Annotated in this window: 22 protein-coding genes and 1 pseudogene; 9 read left to right on the top strand and 14 right to left on the bottom strand. The window is 74.9% G+C overall.

Annotated features, from left to right (window positions below; translation table 11 throughout):
• Positions 1–71 precede the first annotated feature (71 nt).
• The 3 genes from ABZ249_RS24780 to ABZ249_RS24770 form a co-directional block, all read right to left on the bottom strand.
• Positions 72–956: a LysR family transcriptional regulator gene (locus tag ABZ249_RS24780; protein ID WP_355267254.1), complete on the bottom strand. Its 885-nt coding sequence runs from the start codon at positions 954–956 to the stop codon at positions 72–74.
• Between the two features lie 88 nt (positions 957–1,044).
• Positions 1,045–2,262: an MFS transporter gene (locus tag ABZ249_RS24775; RefSeq protein ID WP_355267251.1), complete on the bottom strand. Its 1,218-nt coding sequence runs from the start codon at positions 2,260–2,262 to the stop codon at positions 1,045–1,047.
• Between the two features lie 142 nt (positions 2,263–2,404).
• Positions 2,405–3,166: a hypothetical protein gene (locus ABZ249_RS24770; RefSeq protein ID WP_355267248.1), complete on the bottom strand. Its 762-nt coding sequence runs from the start codon at positions 3,164–3,166 to the stop codon at positions 2,405–2,407.
• A gap of 130 nt (positions 3,167–3,296) precedes the next feature.
• Here ABZ249_RS24770 and ABZ249_RS24765 point away from each other — a divergent pair, with 130 nt between their 5' ends.
• Positions 3,297–3,944 (top strand): TetR/AcrR family transcriptional regulator, encoded by a 648-nt coding sequence (locus tag ABZ249_RS24765; protein WP_355267245.1) that lies wholly within the window; start codon positions 3,297–3,299, stop codon positions 3,942–3,944.
• Between the two features lie 47 nt (positions 3,945–3,991).
• Positions 3,992–6,442 carry an MMPL family transporter gene (locus ABZ249_RS24760; RefSeq protein ID WP_355267243.1) on the top strand — a complete coding sequence of 817 codons (2,451 nt, stop codon included), beginning with the start codon at positions 3,992–3,994 and terminating at the stop codon, positions 6,440–6,442.
• 65 nt (positions 6,443–6,507) lie between these two features.
• On the opposite strand, the gene ABZ249_RS24755 is transcribed toward ABZ249_RS24760, so the two are convergent.
• Positions 6,508–6,750, bottom strand: coding sequence for a PLDc N-terminal domain-containing protein (locus ABZ249_RS24755; protein WP_355267240.1), 243 nt, complete (start codon positions 6,748–6,750; stop codon positions 6,508–6,510).
• A gap of 318 nt (positions 6,751–7,068) precedes the next feature.
• On the opposite strand from ABZ249_RS24755, the gene ABZ249_RS24750 reads away from it, so the two are divergent.
• Entirely contained in the window at positions 7,069–7,896 is an 828-nt protein-coding gene (locus tag ABZ249_RS24750) for a metallophosphoesterase (protein ID WP_355267237.1), read from the top strand.
• A gap of 192 nt (positions 7,897–8,088) precedes the next feature.
• Here ABZ249_RS24750 and ABZ249_RS24745 read toward each other — a convergent pair whose 3' ends face one another.
• The 3 genes and pseudogenes from ABZ249_RS24745 to ABZ249_RS24735 form a co-directional block, all read right to left on the bottom strand.
• On the bottom strand, positions 8,089–8,946 hold the full coding sequence (locus ABZ249_RS24745; RefSeq protein ID WP_355267234.1) for a Rieske 2Fe-2S domain-containing protein: 858 nt from the start codon (positions 8,944–8,946) through the stop codon (positions 8,089–8,091).
• Positions 8,947–9,046: 100 nt separating this feature from the next.
• A pseudogene (locus ABZ249_RS24740) lies at positions 9,047–9,588 on the bottom strand (DUF2071 domain-containing protein).
• A 198-nt stretch (positions 9,589–9,786) separates the two neighbouring features.
• The gene (locus tag ABZ249_RS24735) at positions 9,787–10,692 is read right to left on the bottom strand and encodes a manganese catalase family protein (RefSeq protein WP_355267231.1); all 906 of its coding nucleotides are present in this window, start codon (positions 10,690–10,692) and stop codon (positions 9,787–9,789) included.
• 193 nt (positions 10,693–10,885) lie between these two features.
• On the opposite strand from ABZ249_RS24735, the gene ABZ249_RS24730 reads away from it, so the two are divergent.
• Positions 10,886–11,371 carry a ferritin-like domain-containing protein gene (locus ABZ249_RS24730; protein ID WP_355267228.1) on the top strand — a complete coding sequence of 162 codons (486 nt, stop codon included), beginning with the start codon at positions 10,886–10,888 and terminating at the stop codon, positions 11,369–11,371.
• Positions 11,372–11,413: 42 nt separating this feature from the next.
• Here ABZ249_RS24730 and ABZ249_RS24725 read toward each other — a convergent pair whose 3' ends face one another.
• Both ABZ249_RS24725 and ABZ249_RS24720 read right to left on the bottom strand, forming a co-directional pair.
• Entirely contained in the window at positions 11,414–12,436 is a 1,023-nt protein-coding gene (locus ABZ249_RS24725; RefSeq protein WP_355267225.1) for a DNA topoisomerase IB, read from the bottom strand.
• Positions 12,437–12,546: 110 nt separating this feature from the next.
• Positions 12,547–13,140 carry a helix-turn-helix domain-containing protein gene (locus ABZ249_RS24720; protein WP_355267222.1) on the bottom strand — a complete coding sequence of 198 codons (594 nt, stop codon included), beginning with the start codon at positions 13,138–13,140 and terminating at the stop codon, positions 12,547–12,549.
• A 133-nt stretch (positions 13,141–13,273) separates the two neighbouring features.
• Between ABZ249_RS24720 and ABZ249_RS24715 the strand changes: the two genes are divergently transcribed.
• On the top strand, positions 13,274–14,182 hold the full coding sequence (locus ABZ249_RS24715; RefSeq protein WP_355267219.1) for an alpha/beta hydrolase: 909 nt from the start codon (positions 13,274–13,276) through the stop codon (positions 14,180–14,182).
• Between the two features lie 9 nt (positions 14,183–14,191).
• On the opposite strand, the gene ABZ249_RS24710 is transcribed toward ABZ249_RS24715, so the two are convergent.
• On the bottom strand, positions 14,192–15,421 hold the full coding sequence (locus ABZ249_RS24710) for a DUF418 domain-containing protein (protein WP_355267216.1): 1,230 nt from the start codon (positions 15,419–15,421) through the stop codon (positions 14,192–14,194).
• Positions 15,422–15,452: 31 nt separating this feature from the next.
• Positions 15,453–16,169 carry an NAD(P)H-binding protein gene (locus ABZ249_RS24705; RefSeq protein WP_220563660.1) on the bottom strand — a complete coding sequence of 239 codons (717 nt, stop codon included), beginning with the start codon at positions 16,167–16,169 and terminating at the stop codon, positions 15,453–15,455.
• Between the two features lie 91 nt (positions 16,170–16,260).
• Here ABZ249_RS24705 and ABZ249_RS24700 point away from each other — a divergent pair, with 91 nt between their 5' ends.
• Positions 16,261–16,959: a TetR/AcrR family transcriptional regulator gene (locus ABZ249_RS24700; protein ID WP_355267213.1), complete on the top strand. Its 699-nt coding sequence runs from the start codon at positions 16,261–16,263 to the stop codon at positions 16,957–16,959.
• 14 nt (positions 16,960–16,973) lie between these two features.
• Here the strand turns inward: ABZ249_RS24700 and ABZ249_RS24695 are convergent, their stop codons facing one another.
• Genes ABZ249_RS24695 through ABZ249_RS24685 form a run of 3 tightly spaced genes read right to left on the bottom strand, consistent with a single transcriptional unit; the run spans position 16,974 to position 19,239 of the window.
• A complete protein-coding gene (locus ABZ249_RS24695; protein WP_355267210.1) occupies positions 16,974–17,702 on the bottom strand; it encodes an ABC transporter permease in 729 nt (242 codons plus the stop codon).
• 53 nt (positions 17,703–17,755) lie between these two features.
• Positions 17,756–18,523, bottom strand: a complete 768-nt coding sequence (locus tag ABZ249_RS24690; protein WP_355267207.1) for an ABC transporter permease — start codon at positions 18,521–18,523, stop codon at positions 17,756–17,758.
• A complete protein-coding gene (locus tag ABZ249_RS24685) occupies positions 18,520–19,239 on the bottom strand; it encodes an ATP-binding cassette domain-containing protein (protein WP_355267204.1) in 720 nt (239 codons plus the stop codon). The genes ABZ249_RS24690 and ABZ249_RS24685 overlap by 4 nt, the downstream gene beginning before the upstream one ends.
• Positions 19,240–19,373: 134 nt before the next feature.
• Here ABZ249_RS24685 and ABZ249_RS24680 point away from each other — a divergent pair, with 134 nt between their 5' ends.
• The 3 genes from ABZ249_RS24680 (at position 19,374) to ABZ249_RS24670 (ending at position 22,486) form a co-directional block, all read left to right on the top strand.
• Positions 19,374–20,258: a histidine kinase gene (locus ABZ249_RS24680; protein WP_355267201.1), complete on the top strand. Its 885-nt coding sequence runs from the start codon at positions 19,374–19,376 to the stop codon at positions 20,256–20,258.
• Positions 20,255–21,070 carry a response regulator transcription factor gene (locus tag ABZ249_RS24675; protein ID WP_355267198.1) on the top strand — a complete coding sequence of 272 codons (816 nt, stop codon included), beginning with the start codon at positions 20,255–20,257 and terminating at the stop codon, positions 21,068–21,070. The genes ABZ249_RS24680 and ABZ249_RS24675 overlap by 4 nt, the downstream gene beginning before the upstream one ends.
• Before the next feature lie 249 nt (positions 21,071–21,319).
• Entirely contained in the window at positions 21,320–22,486 is a 1,167-nt protein-coding gene (locus tag ABZ249_RS24670) for an undecaprenyl-diphosphate phosphatase (RefSeq protein WP_355267195.1), read from the top strand.
• Positions 22,487–22,534 lie beyond the last annotated feature (48 nt).

Genomic DNA, 22,534 nt, shown 5'->3' with positions numbered 1-22,534 from the left:
GCGGACCCGCCTGACGGGTCCGGGCGGCGGGCCCGGACGGCGAAACCGGAAGGCGGGCCCGGACGGCGGATTCAGTCCGCGGCCGCGCCGGCGGTGTCGATGATGTCGAGGAAGGCGCGGGCCGCGGGCGTGGTCCCGGTCCGCGCCCAGACGACGTACTCCACGCGCCCCGTCGCGTCGGTGACCTCCAGGGTGGTCACCCCCGTCAGCTGCGGCACATAGGCGGCGGGCAGCAGCGCCACCCCCAGCCCCTCCCCGACCAGCCTGGCCATGTACTCGGCCGAGCTCACCTCGAACGCGACGTCGCGGTCCAGGCCCGCGGCCTCGAAGGCCTGGTCGGACTGGACGCGCCCGGCCGTCCCCGCGGGCATGTCGACGAACACCTCGTCGACCAGCCGTTCCAGGCTCACCTCCGTCCCCTCGGCCAGCGGGTGGTCGGGGGCGACCACGGCGACGTGCCGGTCCCGGCCCAGCTCGCGGACGTTGACGCCCTGGGGCCGGGCGGTGGTGGGCAGCCCCAGGAAGGCCACCTCGATCTCGCCCGCCTTGACCTGTTCGACGAGGTCGTCGCTGGCGCCCACCCGCAGGCCGATGCGCACCTGCGGGTACCTGCGGCGGAAGTCGCGCAGGGCGCGGGGGACGTCGACCGCGGCGACGGTGGGGATAAGGCCCACCTCCAGTGGTCCCCGCACCTCGCCGACGGCGGCGGCGACCTCCGCCGCCGCGCGTTCGGCGGCCTCCAGGCAGCGGCGGGCCTCGGGGAGGAAGGCCGCCCCGGCCGCGGTCAGCCGCACCCGGCGGCTGGTGCGCTCGAAGAGCCTGGCCCCCAGCTCCCGCTCCAGCCGCGCGACCTGGTGACTGAGCGCGGACTGGGCGACCAGGCAGCGTTCGGCGGCCCGGGTGAAGCTGTTGGTCTCGGCGATGGCGACCACGTAGCGCATCTGCTGGAGTTCCATGGCGGTAGCGTACGGCCGCCGCGGGGCCGGGCCACGCGGCGGCCGTGGGGCCCGGGACGGGGGCGGTGGGGCCCGGGACGGCGGGGGTTCAGCCCCGGCGCCGTGGGGCGAGGGCGACGAGCAGGCCCAGGGCGACCAGGCCGGCCCCCAGCAGGCAGGCCCCGGTCCAGCGGGCGTTCACCCAGACCACGGGGACGAGCGCCCCGCCGACGGCTCCCCCGGCGAAGAACAGGGTCATGAAGACGGCGTTGATCCGGCTGCGCGCCTGCGGCCGCAGCTCGTAGGCGGTGGTCTGGGAGGCGTTGAGCACCGCCGTCTGGCCCGCGTTGAGCAGGACCAGGCCCACGAGCAGCCAGGCGATGCCGCCGTTCTGGGCGGGGAGCATCACGGCCCACCCCGTGGCCGCCAGCACCAGCCCGGTGACCAGCACGGCGCGCGGGTGGCCGCGGTCGACCAGGCGTCCGGCCAGCGGCATGGCCAGGGGGCCGATCACGCCGATGAGGCCGACCAGCCCGATGGCCGCGGGCGTCCAGCCGTAGGGGGCGTCGACCAGGAGCAGGGTCACGACGGTCAGGTGGACGGTGAAGGAGGCCATGGCCAGCGCGGCGGTCGCGATGGGCCGGCGCAGCGCGGGCAGGTCGACCAGCAGGGCCGCGGTGGAACGCCACAGGCGCAGCGGGCGCGTGGCCTCGCCGCGGTCGCCCCCGCCGCCGGGCAGGACCCGCCACACGACGGCGGCGACGGCCAGGAGCAGGACGGCGGTGACCCAGTAGACCGTCCGCCACCCGGCGAGTTCGGCCACCAGGCCGGAGGCGGCCCGTCCGATCAGGCCGCCGGCGAGGACACCGGCCATGACGACGCCGATGTCGCGGGCCCGGCGGTGCGGCGGGGCCAGTTCGGCGGCGAAGGGGACGAGGACCTGGGCGCCGACGGAGGTGACGGCGGCCAGGGCGGTGGCGGCGAGGAGCAGCCACCCGGTGGGCGCCGCGCCCGCCAGGGCCAGGAGGAGCCCGGTGGCCGCGAGCAGGGTCGCGGCCAGGCCGCGCCGCGCGTAGCGGTCGCCGAGGGGGACCAGCAGGCCCAGGCCGACCGCGTAGCCGACCTGGGCCGCGGCGACGGTGAGGCCCGCGGTGGTCGTCGACATGCCCAGCTCCGAGCCGAGCAGGCCCAGGAGGGGCTGGGCGAAGTAGTTGCCCGCCACGGACAGGCCCGCGGCCACGGCCATGACCGGGAGGGCGGAGGAGGTGGCGCGGCGGCGTTCGCGGCCGGCCGCATTCTGTCCGGAGACGGAAAGGGGATTCGTCATGTATTCATGGTCGGCACGCGAATCCCGGGCGTCCAATGCATTCTTTTCATGGGATCCATCGTGATCCGCGATGCGTGTCTCCGGCACGCTTTTCCGTTGGAATACATCGACCCGTGAAGGGCTTCGGAAAAAGCGTTCCCCCTCAGGGGCCGTCGAATTCGACCAGGGAGCCGTCCGGACCCGTGCGGTAGAAGCGCGGCCGTCCCAGGGGGTGCACGGCTCGGTGGACCTCGGCCTGCCGCTCCGCGGTGTCGGGGTCGGCGGGGAACCGCACCCGGTAACGGTGCAGGCGGATGGCGAAGGCGTCGGCGTCGTCCGGCTCGGGCATGCCCTCCTTGACGAACCCGCACAGGGCCCGCAGCGCGTCCTCCCCCAACTCCAGCGGGTGGAAGGGCAGCGGGTACGGCTCCTCCTCCCCCGGCCAGGGGACGACGTCGGCCGGGCGGTCGCCGGACCGGTAGGGGGCCTCGAACGGCAGCGGCTCGCCGATGTCCTCCATGACCCCGCCGTCCGGCGACACGCTGAAGGAGCGCAACAGGCGGCCGTCCTCCCAGACGGCGAAGGCCAGCCAGTCGACCACGCTGTGCATGGCGTGCAGGACGAGCCGCCGCCCGGCGCTCGCCGCTACCAGGTGCGCGGGCAGCTCCGAGGGCCGGTCGCACATGAACGCCCTGCCGCAGATGACGTCCAGCCCGGGCCAGACCCCCGCGTTCACCGTGCCCTCGGGCGGATAGGAGCCCTCGGCCAGGTTGTACCCGCCGTCCGCGGCGACCTCGGCACCCGGGTGCAGGCGCCGCACCAGGGCGTCCGTGCGTTCGCGGTCGGCGGCGTCCGGCCGCACCCGCCGCAGCAGTTCCGCGGTGTCGCCGTCCGCGTACACCAGCAGGCCCGTCTTGGCCCCCATCACACCCTCCTCCGGCCCGTTCTCCGTCCGCACCGCAGGCTAGGGCCCGGCACCGACATCGGGGCGGATGTGACAGGGTGCACTCAGTGCGTCGTTGCACTCAGTGCATTGCGGTGTTTAGCGTGGAACAGTGAACGATCGGCCCATTCCACCCGCTACCGACCGGCGCGAGGCACTGAAGTCCCGCCACCGCCGGGCCATCATCGACGCCGCGGCCGCGCTGGCGGCCGAGCGGGGGGACACCGGCTTCACCGTCGACCAGCTCGCCGAGCGCGCCGACGTCTCCCGGCGGACGGTGTTCAACCACTTCCGCTCGCTGGACGACATCCTGCTGGAGGTGTTCGGCCGGATGCTGGAGGAGATCGTCGACGGCATCGGCGCCAACCTCGACGCGGCACCCGACGGCGGTGACGCGAACATCTTCGACTCCCTGGCCGACGCCATCCGCGGCACCGACCTGCTCACCCCCATCACCCGCCTCAAGCACTTCGTCGAACAGGGCGACGGCACGCCCTCGGCCGGCCGGGCCGCCCTGTTCGAGCGGGCGATGACCGACGTGGGCACGCGGTTGTCGGCGATCGTGATGCGCCGCCACCCGCAGGCCGACCCGCTCACGGTCGACCTCATGTGCGGCGCGATCATCGGCGGCGGCTCCGTCGTCGTGGAGCACTGGCAGCGGATCACCGGAGGGGTCGTCGACGACGGCTCCCGCCGGGTCTGGTCCGAGCTGCTGGAGCGCATCCTCACCGTCACCCGCGACGGCTACGGCACGGCCTGAGCGCGTCCGCGCTCCCCATCGGCCCCTTTTCTGTGAAGGCACACTCAATGGCTGAACTCCTCTACAGACTCGGACGGGCGTGCGCACACCGCGCACGCACCGTCATCGCCGTCTGGCTGGCACTGCTCATGGCGTCCGGCGCCGCGTTCTTCCTCTTCTCCGGTGAGCTGGAGGGCGGCTTCTCCATCCCCGGGACGCCCACCGACGAGGTGAACCGGCTCCGCTCCGCGGAGTTCTCGGACCTGGCCGGCGGCTCGGGGGCCGTCATCTACCGGACCGAGGACGGATCGGAGTTCACCGAGGAGCAGCGCGAGGCGATCGCCGACCGCGCCGAACAGGCCGCGGAGGTCCCCGGGGTCGCGGACGCGGTCGACCCGTTCGCCACCGAGGCCGAGCGCGCCGAAGGGGTCCGGGAGCTCGAGGAGGGCCGCGAGGAGATCGAGGCCGGCCAGGCCGAGCTCGACGCGGGCCGCGAGGCGGCCGAGGCCGCCGGGATGCTGGAGCAGTCGGAGGAGTTCTTCGACGGCCAGCAGGCCGAGATCGACGCCGGCATGGAGAGGATCGAGGGCGGCGAGGCCCTCATGGAGATGTCCTCCGGCGTCGGCCTGGTCTCCGAGGACGGCGACACCGCCCAGGTCATGGTCTCGTTCACCGCGGAGCAGATGGACGTCTCCCAGGAGACCCGCGACGCCGTGATGGCGGTCTTCGAGGACCACCCGGTCCCCGGCACCACGGTGGACTTCAACAGCGACCTGGCCCAGAGCCTGCCCGCCCTGTTCGGCCCGGCCGAGGTGGTCGGCCTGGTCGTGGCCGCCGTGGTCCTGGTGGTCATGCTGGGCACCCTGGTGGGCGCGGGCCTGCCGCTGCTGACCGCCCTGGTCGGCGTCGGCATCGCCACCCTGATCGCGATGTCGCTGTCGGGGGTGCTGGAGATGGCGTCGGTGACCCCGATCCTGGGCCTGATGCTGGGCCTGGCCGTGGGCATCGACTACGCGCTGTTCATCATCAACCGCCACCGCCGCCAGCTCAAGCAGGGCGTGGAGGTCGGGGAGTCCATCGGCCTGGCCAACGGGACCGCGGGCAACGCCGTGGTCTTCGCCGGGACGACCGTGCTCATCGCCCTGCTGGGCCTGAACCTGACCGGCATCGGGTTCCTGGGGCTCATGGGCACCATGGGCGCCCTGGCCATCGCCGTCGCGGTGGTCGTCGCGGTCACCCTGGTCCCGGCGCTGCTGTCGCTGCGCGGCGAGCGCATCCTGTCCCGCCGTGAGCGCGCCCGCCTCGCCGAGCGGGCGTCCGGCGGGGCGACCGCGGCGGAGACGGTGCGGCCGATGTCGACCGGCCGGGCGCTGCTGCGGGCCGCCGTCGCCGTGGCCGCCCTCGTGGTGGTCGCCCTGCCCGCCCTCGACCTGCGGCTGGGCATGCCCGACGGCTCCTCCGAGTCCACCGACTCCACCCAGTACCGGGCCTACACGATCGTGGAGGAGGAGTTCGGCGAGGGCGCCAACGGCACCCTGCTGGTGATCGCCCGGCTGACCGGCGGCCCGGACCGGGAGACCGCCGAGCTGAACGCCGAACTGGACCAGGTCACGGTCGCCGAGAAGATCTACGCCTTCGACGACGTGGCGGCCCTGGCGCCCATCGCGTTCTCCGACGACTTCACGTACGCCGCCTTCCAGGTGGTCCCGGTCGAGGGCCCCACCAGCGAGTCCACCGAGCAGCTCGTCCACGACCTGCGCGAGCTGGAGCCGATCAAGGGCACCGGGACGCTCGGCGTCGCGGGCGTGGCCAGCGGCAACATCGACATCTCCGAGACCCTCAACGACGCGCTGCCGACCTACCTGGCGGTGGTCGTGGGCATGTCCCTGGTGATCCTGCTGCTGGTGTTCCGGTCGGTGTTCGTGCCGGTCGTGGCCACGCTCGGGTTCATCCTGTCGTTCTTCGCCTCGCTCGGCGGCGTGGTGGCCGTCTACCAGTGGGGGTGGCTGGGCGGCCTCATCGGGCTGGAGAACAGCGGGCCGGTGCTGAACTTCCTGCCGACGATCCTGGCCGGGATCCTGTTCGGCCTGGCGATGGACTACATGCTGTTCATCGGGACGGGCATGCGCGAGGCGTACGTGCACGGCGCGCCCTCCCGCACCGCCGTGGTGCAGGGCTTCCGGGCCGGGCGCTCGGTGGTGACGGCCGCGGCGATCATCATGATCTCGGTGTTCGGCGGGTTCGTGTTCTCGCACTCGGTGATGATCAGCTCGATCGGGTTCGCCCTGGCCTTCGGCGTGCTCATCGACGCGTTCGTGGTGCGGATGCTGCTGGTGCCCGCGCTCATGCACCTGGCCGGCGACGCCGCCTGGTGGCTGCCCAGGTGGCTCGACCGGCTGCTGCCCGACATCGACGTGGAGGGCGCCGCCCTGGAGACCCGCCACCTGCACGCCGGTGAGGGCGGTGAGGAGCCGGGCTCCGAGCGGGAGCCGGCGGACAGCGCCGCGGTCCGCGGCTGACCTGCGAAGCCGAACGGCCCGGACACGCCCCGCGGGGCGTGTCCGGGCCGTTCCTTGTAGGGCGGTCAGGCGGGGACGCGCCTGCGGCCCACGAGGAACCACAGCGCGGATCCGATGAAGGGGGCGACGACCACGAGGACCAGCCATACGACCTTCATGCCGCCGTCGGTCCGGGAGGCGATGATGCTGATCACCGCGGCGACGACGAACACGACCGCGGCCGCCGCCACCAGCAGTGCGGCGGTGAGTCCGAACGCGGCAAGAGCCGTCTCGCCGGGGAGCGCCTGTGCCAGGGTGAGCATGTCCATGTCCCTTCCCTTCCGCCCGGCACGACCGCGCCGGAACACCTCCGATGCTAGGTTTCCGGCCCGCGCCGGCACATCCGCCGGCGGAACGCTTCCGGATGTCGCCTTCGGCGGCGCCAAGGGCCCGGGCCGGTGATCTTCGTCGGGGGTCCGGCCGACTTTCGTCGGTGTCGGGGAAACGGCCACGCGGGGGTCGACGGGCATTCGCCCGCCGCCGGGCCGCCGTCATCCGGCGTTCACCGGGGTCGCCGACGCTGAGGTGTGCAACGAGACGCCGGGAACGGCCGGTCTCACGGAACGAGCATCCACGGCGGTGGCCCCATGCCCTCTCCCGTCCACACCATCATCCAGCTCAGCGACGTCCACATCGTCGGCGCGGGCGAGCCCCTGCACGGCACCCAGGACACGGTCGGCCACCTGGCGGCGGCGCTGCGGTCCGTCGAGGAGGCGGGGATCCCCCTCGCCGCCCTGCTGCTGTCCGGCGACCTCGCCGACGAGGGCGACCCGCGCTCCTACGGGATCCTGCGCGAGGCGGTCGAGCCCGTGGCGGAGCGCCTGGGCGTTCCGGCCCTGTACATGATGGGCAACCACGACGAGCGCGGTGCGCTGCGCGCGGGCCTGCTGGACGAACCCGGCTCCGACGCGCCCCTGTACTACGTCCACCGGATCGGCGGCCTGCGGATCATCGTCCTGGACAGCACGGTGCCCGGCCACCACCACGGTGAGCTCGGGGAGGAGCAGCTGGAGTGGCTGCGCGAGGAGCTGGCCTCCCCGGCGCCCGAGGGCACGATCCTGGGCCTGCACCACTCCCCGATCCCCTCGCCGCTGCCCCTGATGGACCCGCTGGGGCTGCGCTCCCCCGAGAAGCTCGCCGACGTCCTGCGCGGCGGCGACGTGCGCATGGTGCTGTCCGGGCACGCGCACCACCCGGCAGCCGGGGCCTTCGCCGGGATCCCGGCGTGGATCTCGGGGGCGCTCGCCTACACGGGCGACGCGCTCGGCCCGGAGAACGTCACCCGCGGGCTGGCCGGGTCGGCCTTCACCCGGGTCGACGTGTACCCGGACACGGTGGTGGCCTCCTCCGTCCCGCTGGTGCCCGCGGGCACCGAGCCCCTCTACGAGGTCGGCGCCGAACGGTCGGACGGCTGACCCCGGCCGCCCAGGGGCCTTCGGGAACGCTGTCCGGTGCAGCCGGGGGGGGTTCGTGAGGCGCCCGGCGGGGTTCCGGAGGTCCCGGAGGAGCGGCCCTCGAGGAAGGCCGGTGGCCGTAGGCCGTCCGTTGAGGACCTTCCGCCACTCGACGGGCGGGCCGAAGCGCGGCGGAGGTCCGAAGAGCACGGCCTAGTAGCGGGCCGCGGGGGAGCGGACCATCAGCCGGCCCTCCACCACGGACGTCTCCAGGACCTCCGGTGCGGCGGTGGCGGGCCCGTGGACGACGCTCCCGTCCTCCACCCGGAACTCGCTCCCGTGCCACGGGCAGCGGATGCACCCGTCGACCAGGTCCCCCTCCGCCAGGGGCGCCCCCATGTGGGGGCAGGTGCCCAGCAGGGCGGACACCGACTCCCCCTCCCGTACCACCACGACGGGGACGCCGTCGGCGTCCGCCCGGCCCGGGCTCCCCTCCGGGAAGCCGTCCAGCGGCCCCAGGTCGCTCCAGCCGTCGGGCACCAGGTCGATCAGGGCGTCGGCGCTGTTGGCGCCGCTCGCCCGGTAGTAGGAGAGGTGTCCGCCGAGCAGGCCGCCCAGGCCCACCGCGCCCGCCCCGGCCAGGCCCAGGGCCACGCCCCAGCCCTCGCGTCCGCGCAGCCGGGACAGCAGGGACATCCCGAAGAGCAGAGTGGCTGCTCCGTTGGCGGCCGCGTGCACCGCGCCCACGCGCCGCTGCCGCTCGTGCAGCTGCGACCAGTCGGCCAGCCCCGCCACCGCGGCGGGCAGGGCGGCGAGGATGCCCGTCCCGATCAGCACGCGGGACGCGCGCCGGTTCCCGCCCGGCAGCACGTCGAGCAGGACCGCCGCGGTCCAGGTGCCGATCGGCAGGTGCACCGCGATGGGGTGGACGGGGTGCCCGAGCGGTACCCCGTGCAGGAGGTCGCGCGCCTTCCCGGCGGGGAGGCGTTCGGCGATCCCCGCCAGGCGGGAGACCGCCGGGTCCAGGCGGTCCTCGCGTTCGATCCTGCGGATGCGTTCACCGAGTCTCATGGGCGGGCGACTACCCGTTCGGCCGCGCCCCACGCGTCCGGCCGGTCCTTTGACCGGTCTTTTCCGACGGGGAGGGCACCGCAGAAGGGTGTGCTCACCGTCAGCGCACGGGGATGAGGGACGGGGTCACCGCGGCCTCGGCCCCGGGGGACCACAGCGCCGAGACCAGGGGGGTTCCGGGGAGGAGTCCGACCCCGGCCCTCGCCGTCAGGTCCCCCTCGTACGAGAGCGTTCGGGCACGGTGGAGGGTCCAGGGCTCGTGGAAGACCCTCACCCAGTGGGTGAGGCCCGCGCGGCGCGTGTGCAGCCCCCAGCGCGCGGTGACGAAGCGCTCCAACGGTGTGGGGCGGACCGGCCGGGGCCGTCCTGCCGCAGGCCGATGTCGGACCACATGTAGGGGACCCCCGGCAGGGCCCTGGCCGCGACGACGCTGTGCAGGGAGTCGGCGTCCATGGACAGGAACACCACGCCCCGCCGCCCGCGCCCGTCGATGGAGTAGAGGCGTACGTTCACCTCGGAGAACGCCCCGACCGGCACCACTCCGAGGACCCTGGTGAACTCGGCGCGGAAGGCGACCAGGCCGACGTACGTGGCACCGTCGAGCACGTCCGGCCGGGTCCCCGGCGGGAACAGGTGCGCCACGCGCCCGGCCTCGACGGGCCAGTGCAGGAACACCGTCCCCCGCCATCCCTGTCTCAACAGCGCGGGCCCGGGCAGGGGCGGTGCCGTCGCCGGGGGCGGCGCTCCCGGGCGGCACAGGTCACCGGACGCCACTCCGCCCCTCCCCCGTGCTCCTCCCCGGGCCCGTCGGCCTCCTCGTCCCGGTGCCCGCCGAGGGGTTCACTCCAGGGCCTTCTTGATCTTGTCCGTCAGTCCCTCGCGCCCGGTCGCGCCGGACGCGCCCTTCTCGGAGCCCTCTCCCCCCGGCTCGGCGAAGGTCGCGTACAGCTTCGGATCGGGCGGGGGCGCGGAGGCCGGACCGCCGAGGGGATCGGGCCGGTCCAGGTAGCGCAGCTCGTGGTCGCCGTCGGGGGCGGGCCGTGAGGACCAGCGGCCCTCGGCCGCGGCCGTGCCGTCGGACAGTCCCCAGATGGTGTTGGCGTGCTCCTGGTCCTCCACGTCGAGGAGGGCGTCGGGCGCGATGTCGCCTTCGAGGCCGTCCTCCTTGAGCTCCTCGATGGCCGCCAGCCACATGTTCTGGTGGACGGTGTCCCGGGCCAGGTTGAACTGGAGCATCGCCTTGACCCCGGGGTCGTCGGTCATGTTGTACAGGCGGGCGGTCTGGAGCCTGCCCTGGGACTCGGCCGCGACGTTGGCGCGGAAGTCGGCGAGCAGGTTGCCGCTGGCGACGATGTACTTGCCGTTCCAGGGTGTACCGGCGGAGTCAGCGGGAACGGCGCCGCCGCCGGAGACGATGGCCTGCTGGGGGTTCATCCCGCCGACGATGGCGGCGACGGCCGGGTCCTGGACCGCCTTGGCGACGGTGTCGGCCGGGGCGCCCTCCAGCAGGCGGGCGACCATGGTGGCGAGCATCTCGACGTGGCCGATCTCCTCGGTCGCCACATCCATGATCAGGTCCTTGTACTTGCCCTCCACGCGGCAGTTCCACCCCTGGAACAGGTACTGCACGGCGACGGTCATCTCTCCGTAGGCGCCGCCGATCAGCTCCTGGAGCTTCATGGCGTACAGGGCGTCCGGGGCTTCGGGCTTGGCCTCGAACTGCAGGTCCTTGGTGTGACGGAACATGGTGGGCCCCGCTCTTCCTCTGAGAAGTCCTCGTGCATGTCCGTGGCCGCTACCCGCGAACGGCGATCGTATTCGGTCCCTTCCCGGGGCACCGACAGGGCCGCGACCGGCACGCCGTTTGCCGGATCCGCCGCGGGGTAGTCGCGGGGCTTGGAAGACGAAGCGGAACCGACGACGGGACGGGAGTTACGCGATGACGAGCCGCGAACGGCTGATCGACTGGCTCAACGACGCCTACGCGATGGAGCGGTCTCTGGAGGAGACCCTGGAGCGGCACCTCAAGGACGCCGAGGGCGAGCCCGAGGTGCACGCGCGGATCCAGCGCCACCTGGAGGAGACCCGCCGCCAGGCGGAGACGGTCGAGTCCTGTGTGCAGTCCCTGGGCGGGAAGGTCTCCAAGGTCAAGTCCGTCTTCGCCGAGATGATGGGCGCCGTCCAGGGGATGGCGAACAAGCCGGCGAAGGACACCCTGGTCAAGAACTCGCTGGCCGACTACGCGGCCGAGCACTTCGAGATCGCCTGCTACAAGGCGCTCATCGTCGCCGCCCGGGAGCTCGGCGAGGTGGGGATCGCCGAGAGGCTGACCGGCATCCTCCGGGAGGAGGAGGCCATGGCGCGCTTCCTGGAGGAGAAGCTCCCGCACGCCGTCCGCGGCGCGCTCGCCGACGCCGACGCGTAGCCGGGGGGTGAGAGGGGCCGCCGTCCGCGGGACGGCGGCCCCTCACCCGTCCCCGTGCTCGCGCAGCATGCGCAGCACGGCCTCCTCCACTCCCCCCTGGGTGGCGAGCTCCCCGGTGCGGACCCCCTCCCCCAGTTCGGGCAGCGCGTCCGCGACCGTCACGCCGCGCTCGCCCAGGCGGAAGACCCTGGGGTCGATGTAGGAGTCGCGGGCCACCGCCTCGGTGTTGCCGAGGCGGTGGGCCACCTCGCGCACCACGTGGGCCCGCAGCCCGTCGGACACCCCTCCGTCGCCGGCGGGGCGCGCCACCGCGACGCCGACGGCGGCCAGGACCGTGGCGTGCCAGGTGCGGAACTCCTTGACGGTGTGGTCCTCCCCGGTGATCTCGCGCAGGTAGGCGTTGAGGTCGCCGTCGGCCACGTCGTGCCAGCCGCCCTCCACGCGGTAGGCGAAGAGGTCCTGGCCCGGGGAGCGGGCGCGCTGGAGCGAGGCGACCACGCGGACCACCCCGGGTTCGGAGCACTCGAACCTCCGGCACCGGCCCGCCTTGGCGGGGAACTCGAACACGGCCGTGCCGCGGGTGCGGTGCACGTGCTCGCGCAGCAGGGTGGCCACCCCGTAGGAGTCGTTGCGGGCGGCGTACTCGTCCCCTCCGGCCCGCAGGAGTCCGAGGTCGACCAGCCGGACCGCCGCGGCCAGGACGCGTTCGCGCACCAGGCCGCGCAGGTCCAGGTGGCGGTCCGCCGTCCGCCTGATCCGGGGCAGCGCTTCGGCGAGGCCCAGCATGTCGTCGTACTTGGCCTCCTCGCGCCTGCGCCGCCATTCCGGGTGGTAGATGTACTGGCGCCGCCCGGCGTCGTCGGTGCCGCACGCCTGGATATGGCCGTCCGGGGAGGGGCAGATCCACACGTCGTTCCAGCCGGGCGGCACGACGAGCCCCTTGATCCGCCGCACCAGCGCCTCGTCGGTCACCGGCTCGCCCCCGGGGCCGTAGTAGCGGAAGCCGCGCCCGCGCCGGACACGCGTGATGCCCGCGGTACCCGGGTCGCTGCGCTCGATCCCCATGGCGCCCCCTTCGTGCTCCCGGGACCCGCCCCGTGCGGACGGGCCCCGTCGAACCCTGATACCCGCGCCGGGCGCCCCGGACCGCCCGGGAGGCGTGTCCGCCGCGGCGGTCAGTCCCCGCGGGGGGCGCGGAGCCCTGCCAGGAGGACCCCGACCATGCGCTCGGCGTCGTAGTCGGGGTCGGTCTCGGCGCCGGCGCAGAGGTTGCCGATGGCGCGCATCAGCTCGTAGGCGCCGATCCCGGCGGTGAGCTGCCCGGCGTCGGCCGCCGCGCGGAGGATCTCCTCGCAGACGGGCACGAGCCGGTCCAGGAAGGAGGCGTGCAGGGCCTGGAACCCGGCGCTGTCGCCCTGCATGGCGGCGGCGAGGCCGTGTTTGGTGACCAGGAACCCCACGAAGAGCCCCACCCACTCCACCAGCGCGTCGTGGGGGGTGTCGGCGGTGGCCAGCAGCCGGGGGCCGGCCTCGGCGCAGGCCTCGATCTGGTGGCGGTAGACGGCGGTGACCAGGTCGGCGCGGGTCGGGAAGTGGCGGTAGACGGTGCCCATGCCGACGCCCGCGCGGGCGGCGATCGCGCGCACGGGGGCGTCGACGCCGGACTCGACGAAGACGGCGGCCGCGGCGTCCAGCAGGACCTGCTCGTTGCGCCGGGCGTCGGCCCGCCTGCGCGGCGCTCCGCCGCCGCCCTGTTCCCGGTCCGCCACTGTTCTCCACCCCTTCTCCGCACGGCCTTGTTAAACGGAGCACTGTTCCGCATATTCAACCGGAGCAACGTTCCGCTTGTTCATTGTGGCACGGACGGGGGCCTCTCCGCCGTGCCCGCCGAAGGGAATCACCATGAGCGGCCCCACCCCGGTCATCTCCGTCGGACCCGTCGTCCTCCCCGCCCCCGGGCGCGGCACGGACCTGCACGTCCGCGTCTCCGCCCCCGCCACGGGCGGCGGCCCCCTGCCGGTCGTCGTCTTCTCGCACGGGTTCGGGGAGTCCATGGACGGCTACGCGCCGCTGGCCGACCACTGGGCCGCGAACGGGTTCGTCGTGGTCCGGCCCACCCACCTCGACTCCCGGAGGCTGGGACTCGCCCCCGACGACCCCCGCACCCCCGAGATCTGGCGCATCCGCGTGGACGACCTCGTCCGGGTCCTGGACGGCCTCGACGCCCTGGAGGCCGCCGTCCCCGGCCTGGCCGGGCGGTCGGACCGCGGCCGCGTCGCCGTCGCGGGCCACTCCTGGGGAGCCCAGACGGCCGGGACCCTGCTGGGCGCGCGGGTGCTGGACGCCGACGGCGTGCCCGGCGGGGACCTGGCCGACCCGCGGGTCGGGGCGGGCGTACTGCTCGCGGCGGCCGGGCGCGGCGGGGTCGACCTCACACCGTTCGCCGCCGAGCACTTCCCGTTCATGAACCCGGACTTCGCCGGGATGGCGGCCCCCGCCCTGGTCGTGGCCGGGGACGACGACCACTCACAACTCTCCGTGCGGGGGCCGGACTGGTGGACCGACGCCTACCACCTGAGCCCGGGGCGCAAGAGCCTGCTGACACTGTCCGGCGCGCACCACTCCCTGGGCGGGGTGTCGGGGTACGGCGCGGCGGAGACGACCGACGAGTCCCCGGAGCGGGTGGCGCTGCTACAGCGCCTGACCACGGCCTACCTGCGCGACGCGCTCGGCGTCGAGCACGAGTCCTGGAAGCGGGAGTGCGCGGCCCTGGAGGGGTCCCCGCTGGGCCGCCTCGAATCCCGGGGGTGACCGGCGGCCTCACCCCGGCCCCGCGGACCCCGCCGGCTCCGCCGGGGCCGAGGGCGCGCGCCCACGGGCGAGGGTCCGCAGCAGCCTCTCGGCGGGGCCGTGCCGTCCCGCCCGTTCCAGGGCCGCCGCCAGGGCCACCGACACCAGCCAGGTCGCGACCGCCAGCAGGGCGGCCTGCCACTGCGTGAGGACGCCGCCGAGCCCCAGCCCCCAGGCGCACAGCACGGGCGCGAAGACCGCGGACTGGAACAGGTAGCAGGACAGGGACCTGCGGCCCGTGGCCGTCAGCGCGGACACGAGCGGGCCGGGCTCGCGGGAGGCCGTGACCCGCGCCGCGACGAGGGCGATCAGCGCCGCGTAGCCGAGTCCGGCGAACAGCCCGGTGAACCCGTTGAGCATGACCGGCGCCCACTCGGGGAGGTCCCACACGCCGTGGTGGACCAGGGCGGACGGGACGGCCCCGGCCCACCCCACCGCGATGCCGAGGACCGCCGTGCGCACCAGCAGCGGCCGGTGCGCCCCCGGCTCCTCCAGCACCCGGTGCCGGGCGCAGACGATCGCGACCAGGACCGCGATCGGCACCACGAGTCCGAGCAGCCCCTGCCCCACGGTCACGACGGCCCACATCCCCAGCCGCGGCAGGACCGACGCGGCGTACGGCGTGATCCCGGCGAGCTGCGGCACCGCCCCCGGCGACGGGCCCGGTCCGTGGGCCGTGACGGCGGCCGCCACCAAGGCTGCCGCCGCGGCGAGGCCCAGCAGGCAGGCGAGCCCCGCGGCCCACGCCACGAGGGTCCCGCTCGCGCGGCGCAGGAACAGCCCGGTCACGACCAGGCCGACGAGGCCGTAGGCGCCCAGGACGTCCCCGGACCAGAGCAGCGCGGCGTGGACCGCGCCGAAGGCGATCATCCAGAGGTGGCGCGACCGGAGCAGGCGGAGCGCCGGGGCGCCGTCCGGCGCCCTCCCCCGCCGGCGGGCGTAGAGCTGCCACAGGCCGTAGCCGAAGAGGAAGGCGAAGAGCGGATAGCTCCGCCCGTCGACCGCGACGATCGCGACGGTCTGCCACAGGGCGTCGGCCCCGGTGGCGACCGTGCGGTGGGCGCCGACGCCGGAGGTCGCCGCCCCGTAGAGGAACCACGGCACGTTGGCCAGGGCGATGGGCAGGAGCATGACCCCGCGGGCGAGGTCGGGGGCGGGAGCGCGTCCGCCGGAACGGGGCGCGGGTGCGTGGTCGGCCATGGTGTCGTCTCCGTGTGCGCCGGCGCCGGGCCTACGGGGCCCCGTGCCCGGCCGGGGAGCCGCCGTCGGCCGCGTGCGCCAGGGCGCTGGGGGTCAGCCGCCCCACGATGGCCGGGGCCTCGCCGACCAGCGTGTCGTCGGTGAGCGCCGCCACCATGAACAGGGCGAAGTCCACCCGCCGGGTCAGGTTGCTCGCGAGCACCGGGTCGCCCACGTGGCGGCTCCACACCGGCAGCCCCTGGCTCTCGCCCTCCTCCAGGTCGCTCCCCCGGACCAGGGTCCACCGCCGGTCGCTGGCGAAGATCCGGCGGGCGGCCTCCACCTGGTCGTCGACCTCCACGGCGCGCAGCAGGCGGGCCAGCACGGTGACCACGCGGACGGTCGCCCGGAACCGCCGGGTGTAGCGGTCCCGCCCGTCCCGGGCGACGTGCCAGCCGCAGGAGAAGACCAGCCGCGCGCCGGGTTCGGCGAAGTCGAGCACCGCCTGCGCCGTGCCCGACGAGTACTGCCGGACACCCCAGGGCACCAGCACGGTCAGCACCCCGTCGCATCCGGCGACCGCCCGCCGGACCACCTCCCGGTCGTTCGTGTCCCCGGGGACGACGGTGATCCGGTCGGCGAAGTCCGCGAGCTTGGGGACGCTGCGCTCGCGGCAGACGCCCACGACCTCGTACCCCCGGTCCAGGGCGTGCCCGACCATGTACCGCCCGAGCTTGCCCGAGGCCCCGATGACGCACACCTTCCGCATGGCCCTGCTCCCCTCGCACCACTGCACTGACTTACGGTGTAAGTAACGTTAGACTTACCCCGTAAGTTTTGGCAAGGCCCGAGGAGGCACATTGGCCGAACGCGGACGCCCCAGGCACCCCCGGCTGAGCCGGGAGCGCGTCATCGCCGCCGCGACCGCCCTGGCCGACGAGAAGGGCGGGGCCGGGGTCACCATGCGGGCCGTCGCCGGCCGGCTGGGCGTCGAGGCGATGTCGCTCTACAACCACGTGGCCAACCGCGAGGCCCTCCTCGACGGGATGGTCGACGCGGTGTTCGCCGAGATCGACCTCCCCGCCCCGGCCTCGGACTGGCGGTCCGCCGTGCGCGACCGCGCCGCCTCCGCCCGCGCCGCGCTGCGCCGCCACCCCTGGGCGGTGGGCCTGCTGGACTCCCGCACCGACCCCGGCCCCGCGACGCTGCGCCACCACGACACCGTCCTGGGCGTCCTGCGCTCCCAGGGCTTCTCCGTGGGCCTGGCCGTGCGCGCGGTGTCCCTGATCGACAGCTACGTGTACGGGTTCGTCATGCAGGAGCTGAGCCTGCCCTTCACCGACCGCGAGAGCCTGGCCGAGGTCGCGGGCGGCATCCTGGACGGCCCCCTGGCCGAGTCCCACCCGCACCTGGCCGAGGTCATCGCGGCCCAGGCCCTGGCCGAGGACTACGACCCCGACGAGGACTTCGCGTTCGGGCTCTCGCTCATCCTCGGCGCCCTCCGCCCCGACGAGGCGCCGGCGGCGGATGGGCGCGGGGACGGCGACGACCGGAGGTAGCGCCGCCCCCGCGGTCAGGGGTCGCTGCGCGCGAACCGGACCGCGGCGGCGCAGCCGGCCAGCGCGATCCACCCCAGCAGCACGAGCGCGCCCGTGGCCCCGGTGAGCACGGTGTCGGCCGGGTCGAACAGCAGCGCCCCCGCCCGGTCCGGCAGCCAGCGGGCGTGCTCGGTGAGCCCGCCCAGCAGCGGGGAGGCGATCAGGACCAGGGACAGCATCCCGACCAGCGCCGGGACCAGGTGCCGCAGCAGCAGCGCGACGGTGTGGGAGAGCAGGCCCAGCAGTGCCAGGTGGGCCGCCGCGCCCAGGGCGGTGCGCGGGTCGGCGCTCTCCCAGACGGGCCCCGCGCCGAGCAGGCGGCCGGTCACCGCGGCCGCCGCCGTGCCCGCGCCGACGGTCGCCGCGGCGGTGAGCGTCACCGCGGCCAGCGCCGCCGCGGTCTTGCCCGCCAGCAGCAGCCCGCGGCCCGGGACCGCCACCAGGGACGTCCGGATCTGCGCCCCCGCGTACTCGTGGGCGGCGGCCCAGACCCCGACCAGGACCAGGCCCGCCTGCACGTACGGGACCGCCTGGACCACCGCGGCCACCGGGGAGCCCGCGCTCCCCTGGTCGGCGGCGTACGCCGCCAGGGCCGCGGTGATCACCGCCCCCACCAGGACCGTGGCGACGGCCGACGCCACGGCGGCGGGCAGGGTGGCCAGTTTGGCGAGCTCGGCGGCGGTGACCCCGTACAGGCGCGCCACCGGTGACGCCGGAGCGTGTACCCGCGGGTGCGCCGCCCCGCGCACGGCCGCGCTCACGCGTCCCGCCGGGAGAACACCGCGGCGGCCACCGCCAGCAGCCCCAGCGTCCAGGCCGCCATCACGAGCGCCCCGGGCACCGCGTCCAGCCCGCCCTCGACCGTGCCCAGCCCGCCGAAGAGGCGGCGCCCCGCCATGTCGGGCAGCCAGTGCGCGAGCGGTGTCAGGCGCGTGAGCAGCAGCGAGAACGAGACCAGGGAGCTGTTCACGATGAGGACGATGAGCGGGACGACCCCGCTGCGGGTCAGCACCGTGATCGCGAAGGCGATCAGCCCCGTGAGCACCCAGTAGAGCGTCGCCCCGAGGAAGCGGTGCAGCATCTCCTCCGGGGTGACGGTCTCGGCTGCGGCGCCGCCGATGACGAGGCGGGCGACGCCGACGCTCGCGGGGATGGTGACCGCGGCGGTCGCGGCGACCGCCAGGACCACGGTCAGGGCCTTGGCCAGGAGCAGGCGCAGCCGGGAGGGGACCGCGGCCAGCGTCGCGGTGATCTGGCGGCCGCCGCCCGCGTCGGGGCTGTTCGAGGTGTACTCGCTGCTGACGACGACCACACCGAGCACGACCGCGCCGACGGTGCCCAGCGGAACGGCCGCGTAGCCGACCTCGAACGGCGACGTCAGGCCCTCCGCGCCGGACCGGGCGGAGAGGGCGTTGAGCAGCGTGATCAGGGCCGAGCCCAGCAGCGCCACCAGCACGGCCACCCCTGTCGCGGGCAGGGAGGCGGCCTTGCGCAGCTCGGCGCCGAGGATGCCCGCGGACCTCATCTCCCGGCCTCCCCCGCACCCGTGGCCCCCGTGAGGGCGAAGAAGGCGTCCTCCAGGCTCGGGTGGCCGGCGGTGACCTCGTCCAGCGTCCCCCGCGCGGCGATCCGGCCCCCGGCGATGACCACGAGGTCGTCGGCGATCCCGGCGACCTCCCCCATCAGGTGGCTGGACAGCAGCACCGTGCCCCCGGCCCCGGCATGGCCGCGCAGCAGGCCGCGCATCCACCGGATGCCCTCCGGGTCCAGGCCGTTGACCGGCTCGTCCAGCACCAGCGCCTCCGGCTCGCCCAACAGCGCGGTGGCCAGGCCCAGGCGCTGGCCCATGCCCAGGGAGTACCGGCCCACCCGCACCCGCCCGGAGTCCGCCAGCCCGACCTGTTCCAGCACCTCGCCGACCCGGCGCCGGGGGATGCCGTTGCTGCGCGCGACCCACGCCAGGTGGGCCCGGGCCGTGCGGGAGCGGTGCGCGCCCGAGCCGTCGAGCATCGAGCCGACCGTGCGCAGCGGATCACGCAGGCTCCGGTAGGGGCGGCCCCCGACCAGGGCCGTGCCCCCGTCGGCGCGGTCCAGGCCGAGCAGGATGCGGAGGGTGGAGGACTTGCCCGCGCCGTTGGGCCCGAGGAACGCCGTCACCCGGCCGGGGCGGGCCTCGAACCCGACCCCGTCCAGGACGGGGCGTCGGCCCCGGCGCTTGGTGAGCTGTTCGATCGTGATCATGCCCGCCATTCCAGCGGCCGCGCCGGACCCCGCCATCGGACCGGGGGCGGGTCTTGTGCGCCCCGGCTCCTCCCCGGGTCGCTCCGACCGTGGTCGGATGTGCGGCGGCGGCCGCGGAACCTAGACTCGGCCGGATGGAACGGACACAGGAGGCGGTGGCGGACCGCCCCGTGCTGCGCTCCCGCGCCGGCGTCGTCGCGTCCGCCGCCCTGGCCCTGCTCGCCCTCGCGCTGGCCTCCACCGGCGCGGAGCCCCGCGTCCTGGCGCTGGCCGGGGTGTGCGCCATCGCCGCCTCCGCCGTGTCGGTCGTCGTCTGGGCCGTGCTGCACTCCCGTCGGCGGCGGCGCGCCCACGAGGACGCGCTGACCCTGTGGGCGGCCGAGCGCGCCGCCCAGGCCGAGCGCCTGCGCATCGCCCGCGACCTGCACGACCTGGCCTCCCACGGGCTCGGGCTGATCACCGTCCGCGCCGCGGCGGCGCGCACCGCGGCCGGCCCGGAGGGCGAGGCGGAGCGCGTACGGGCGCTGGCCGACATCGAGCGGGCGGGCCGGGAGGCCACGACCGAGCTGCGCCGCATGCTCACCGTGCTGCGGACCCCGGGCGAGGAGGCCGAGCCGGCCCGGCTGCGCCCGGCCGAGACCCTGCGCGACCTGCCCGCCATCGTCGAGTCGGCGCGCCGCGGCGGGGTCGCCGCCGTCCTGGACCTGGGCGGGACCGGGGAGGTGTCGGCGGGCGCGCAGCTCACCGTGTGCGCGGTGGTCCGCGAGGGGCTGGCCAACACCGCCCGCCACGCGGGGCCCGTACCCGCCCGTGTCACCGTGCTCCGCCGGGGCGGCGCGGTCGTGGTCGCGGTCGAGGACGACGGCCCCGCCCCCGACTGGCGGCCCCACCCGGGGACCGGCCGGGGCATCACCGGCCTGCGCGAACGCGTCGCCCTGCTCGGCGGCACGGTGCGCGCCGAGCGCACCGGGGGCGGGTTCCGGCTCACCGCGACCGTTCCGGACGGGGAGGCCCGATGACCGGCGGACCACTGGCCGACGGCCCGGGGAACGGCGGCCCGGGGAACGGCGGGCGGGCGGACGGCGGGCGGGCGGACGGCGGCCCGGTCCGCGTGCTGGTCGCCGACGATCAGCCGCTCATCCGCCACAGCCTCCGGCTGATCATCGACGGTGCCCCCGGGCTCGGCGTCGTCGGCGAGGCCGACACGGGGGAGGGCGCGTTCGAGCGGGCGGTGGAGCTGCGCCCGGACATCGTGCTGATGGACATCCGCATGCCGGGCGGCGACGGCATCGAGGCGACCCGGCGCATCACCGGCCACCCGGACCTGGCCGCCACCCGTGTCCTCGTGCTCAGCATGTTCGAGCTGGACGAGTACGTCCGCGCCGCGCTGGGCGCGGGGGCCAGCGGGTTCCTGCTCAAGGACGCCGAACCGGCCCGGCTGGTCGAGGCGGTCGCGCGCACCCACGCGGGCGAGTCGCTGTTCGCCCCGGACATCCTCACCCGGCTCGTCGCCCACTACGTGGACCGGCCCGCACCCCCGGCCGGGCAGGGGCCGCGGGTGCTCACCGCGCGCGAGACGGAGGTGCTGACCCTGGTGGGGCGCGGCCTGTCCAACCAGGACATCGCCGCGGCCCTGACCATCTCCATCGGCACCGTCAAGACCCACATCGGGCACCTGCTCGCCAAGCTGCACGCGCGCGACCGGGCCCAGCTCGTCATCGCGGCCTACGAGCACGGCCTCGTCCGGGCCGGCACCCCGGGACCGGACCCGGCGGCCCGGTCCTCCCGCCCCGGGCGGCGTTCCGATCCGCCCGCCCGCCGGACACCGTGAAACGGACAGTGCCCGTGCTCACCACGCCCCGTGTCCGATAACCCTTCCGGAGCACACTATTCTTGCCTCTGACCAGGGATCCGGGTTCTCGCCCGCCGAACCCGGTCCGCCGCGGACGCGAACGGCCCCGATCCCCCGGAACCGCTCCCGCTTCCGTTCCTTCCCCGGGGACACGTCCCGGTGTGCCCGGGCCGCCCCCTGGTTTCCCACCCGGCGACGCCACCGCGACAACCCGGAGCAGACCCTGCCGTGTCCATTCTCGAAGCCATCGTCCTAGGCCTGGTCCAAGGCCTGACCGAGTTCCTCCCGATCTCCTCCAGCGGGCACCTGCGCGTGGTGTCCGCCTTCTTCGGCTGGCCCGACCCCGGAGCCGCCTTCACCGCCGTCAGCCAGATCGGGACCGAACTGGCCGTCGTCATCTACTTCCGCCAGCGGATCTGGGCGATCCTGTCCACCTGGACCAGGTCGCTGTTCGACCGCCGCCTGCGCGGCGACGTCAACGCCCGCATGGGCTGGTACGTCATCCTCGGCTCGATCCCGATCGTGGTGCTGGGGCTGCTGCTGGAGGACCAGATCGACAGCGTCTTCCGGGACCTGCGCCTGGTCGCGCTCAACCTCATCATCTTCGGCGTCTTCCTGGGCCTGGCGGACCACTACTCCCGCAAGCACCGCACGCTGGAGGACCTCAACATCCCGCGCGGCCTGGGCTTCGGCCTCTTCCAGGCCCTGGCCCTGATCCCCGGCGTCTCCCGCTCCGGCGGCACCATCACCGGTGGGATGCTGATGGGCTTCAACCGCAAGGACGCGGCCGAGTACGCCTTCCTGCTGGCCCTGCCCGCCGTGTTCGGCGCGGGCCTGTACAAGCTGACCGACATCGGCGACAGCGAGTACGCCGGATGGGGCGCCACGATCGTGGGCACGGTCATCGCGGGCGTGGTCGGGTTCGTGGTGATCGCCTGGCTGATGAAGTTCATCTCCACGCACAGCTACATGCCGTTCGTCTACTACCGCGTGGGCCTGGGCATCGTCATCCTGGCCCTGGTGAGCTGGGGTGTGCTCGACCCGCAGGGCGGCGCGGAGTCCCAGGCGGGGCGCAGCGAGGTCGTCGCCGAGGAGCAGGCCCCCCGGCAGGAGGAGCAGCAGGAGGAGACCGGGACCCCGCCGTCGGAGGAGTCCCCCGCCGCGCCCTCCCCGGAGCCCTCCGCCGACCCGTCCGAGGGCGTCGCCGGGCAGGAGGGGACCCCGCAGACCGACCCGGTGACCGGCTGGGAGATCGACCCCGCCTCCGGGCTGCCGCGCAACCCCGAGACCGGGCTGCTGCACGACCCGGACCTGGGCATGGACGTCGACTACGACCCGGCCACGGGGCTGGCCACCAACCCGATGACCGGCGAGCAGTACGACCCCACCCCCTGAGCAGGATCCGGCCCGGGGCCGCCGCGGTGACGGCGCCCCGGGCCTGTT

This window comes from Nocardiopsis sp. NPDC006139 (assembly GCF_040614155.1).
Lineage (GTDB): Bacteria > Actinomycetota > Actinomycetes > Streptosporangiales > Streptosporangiaceae > Nocardiopsis > Nocardiopsis changdeensis.
This window is presented reverse-complemented; position numbering and strand designations above follow the sequence as displayed.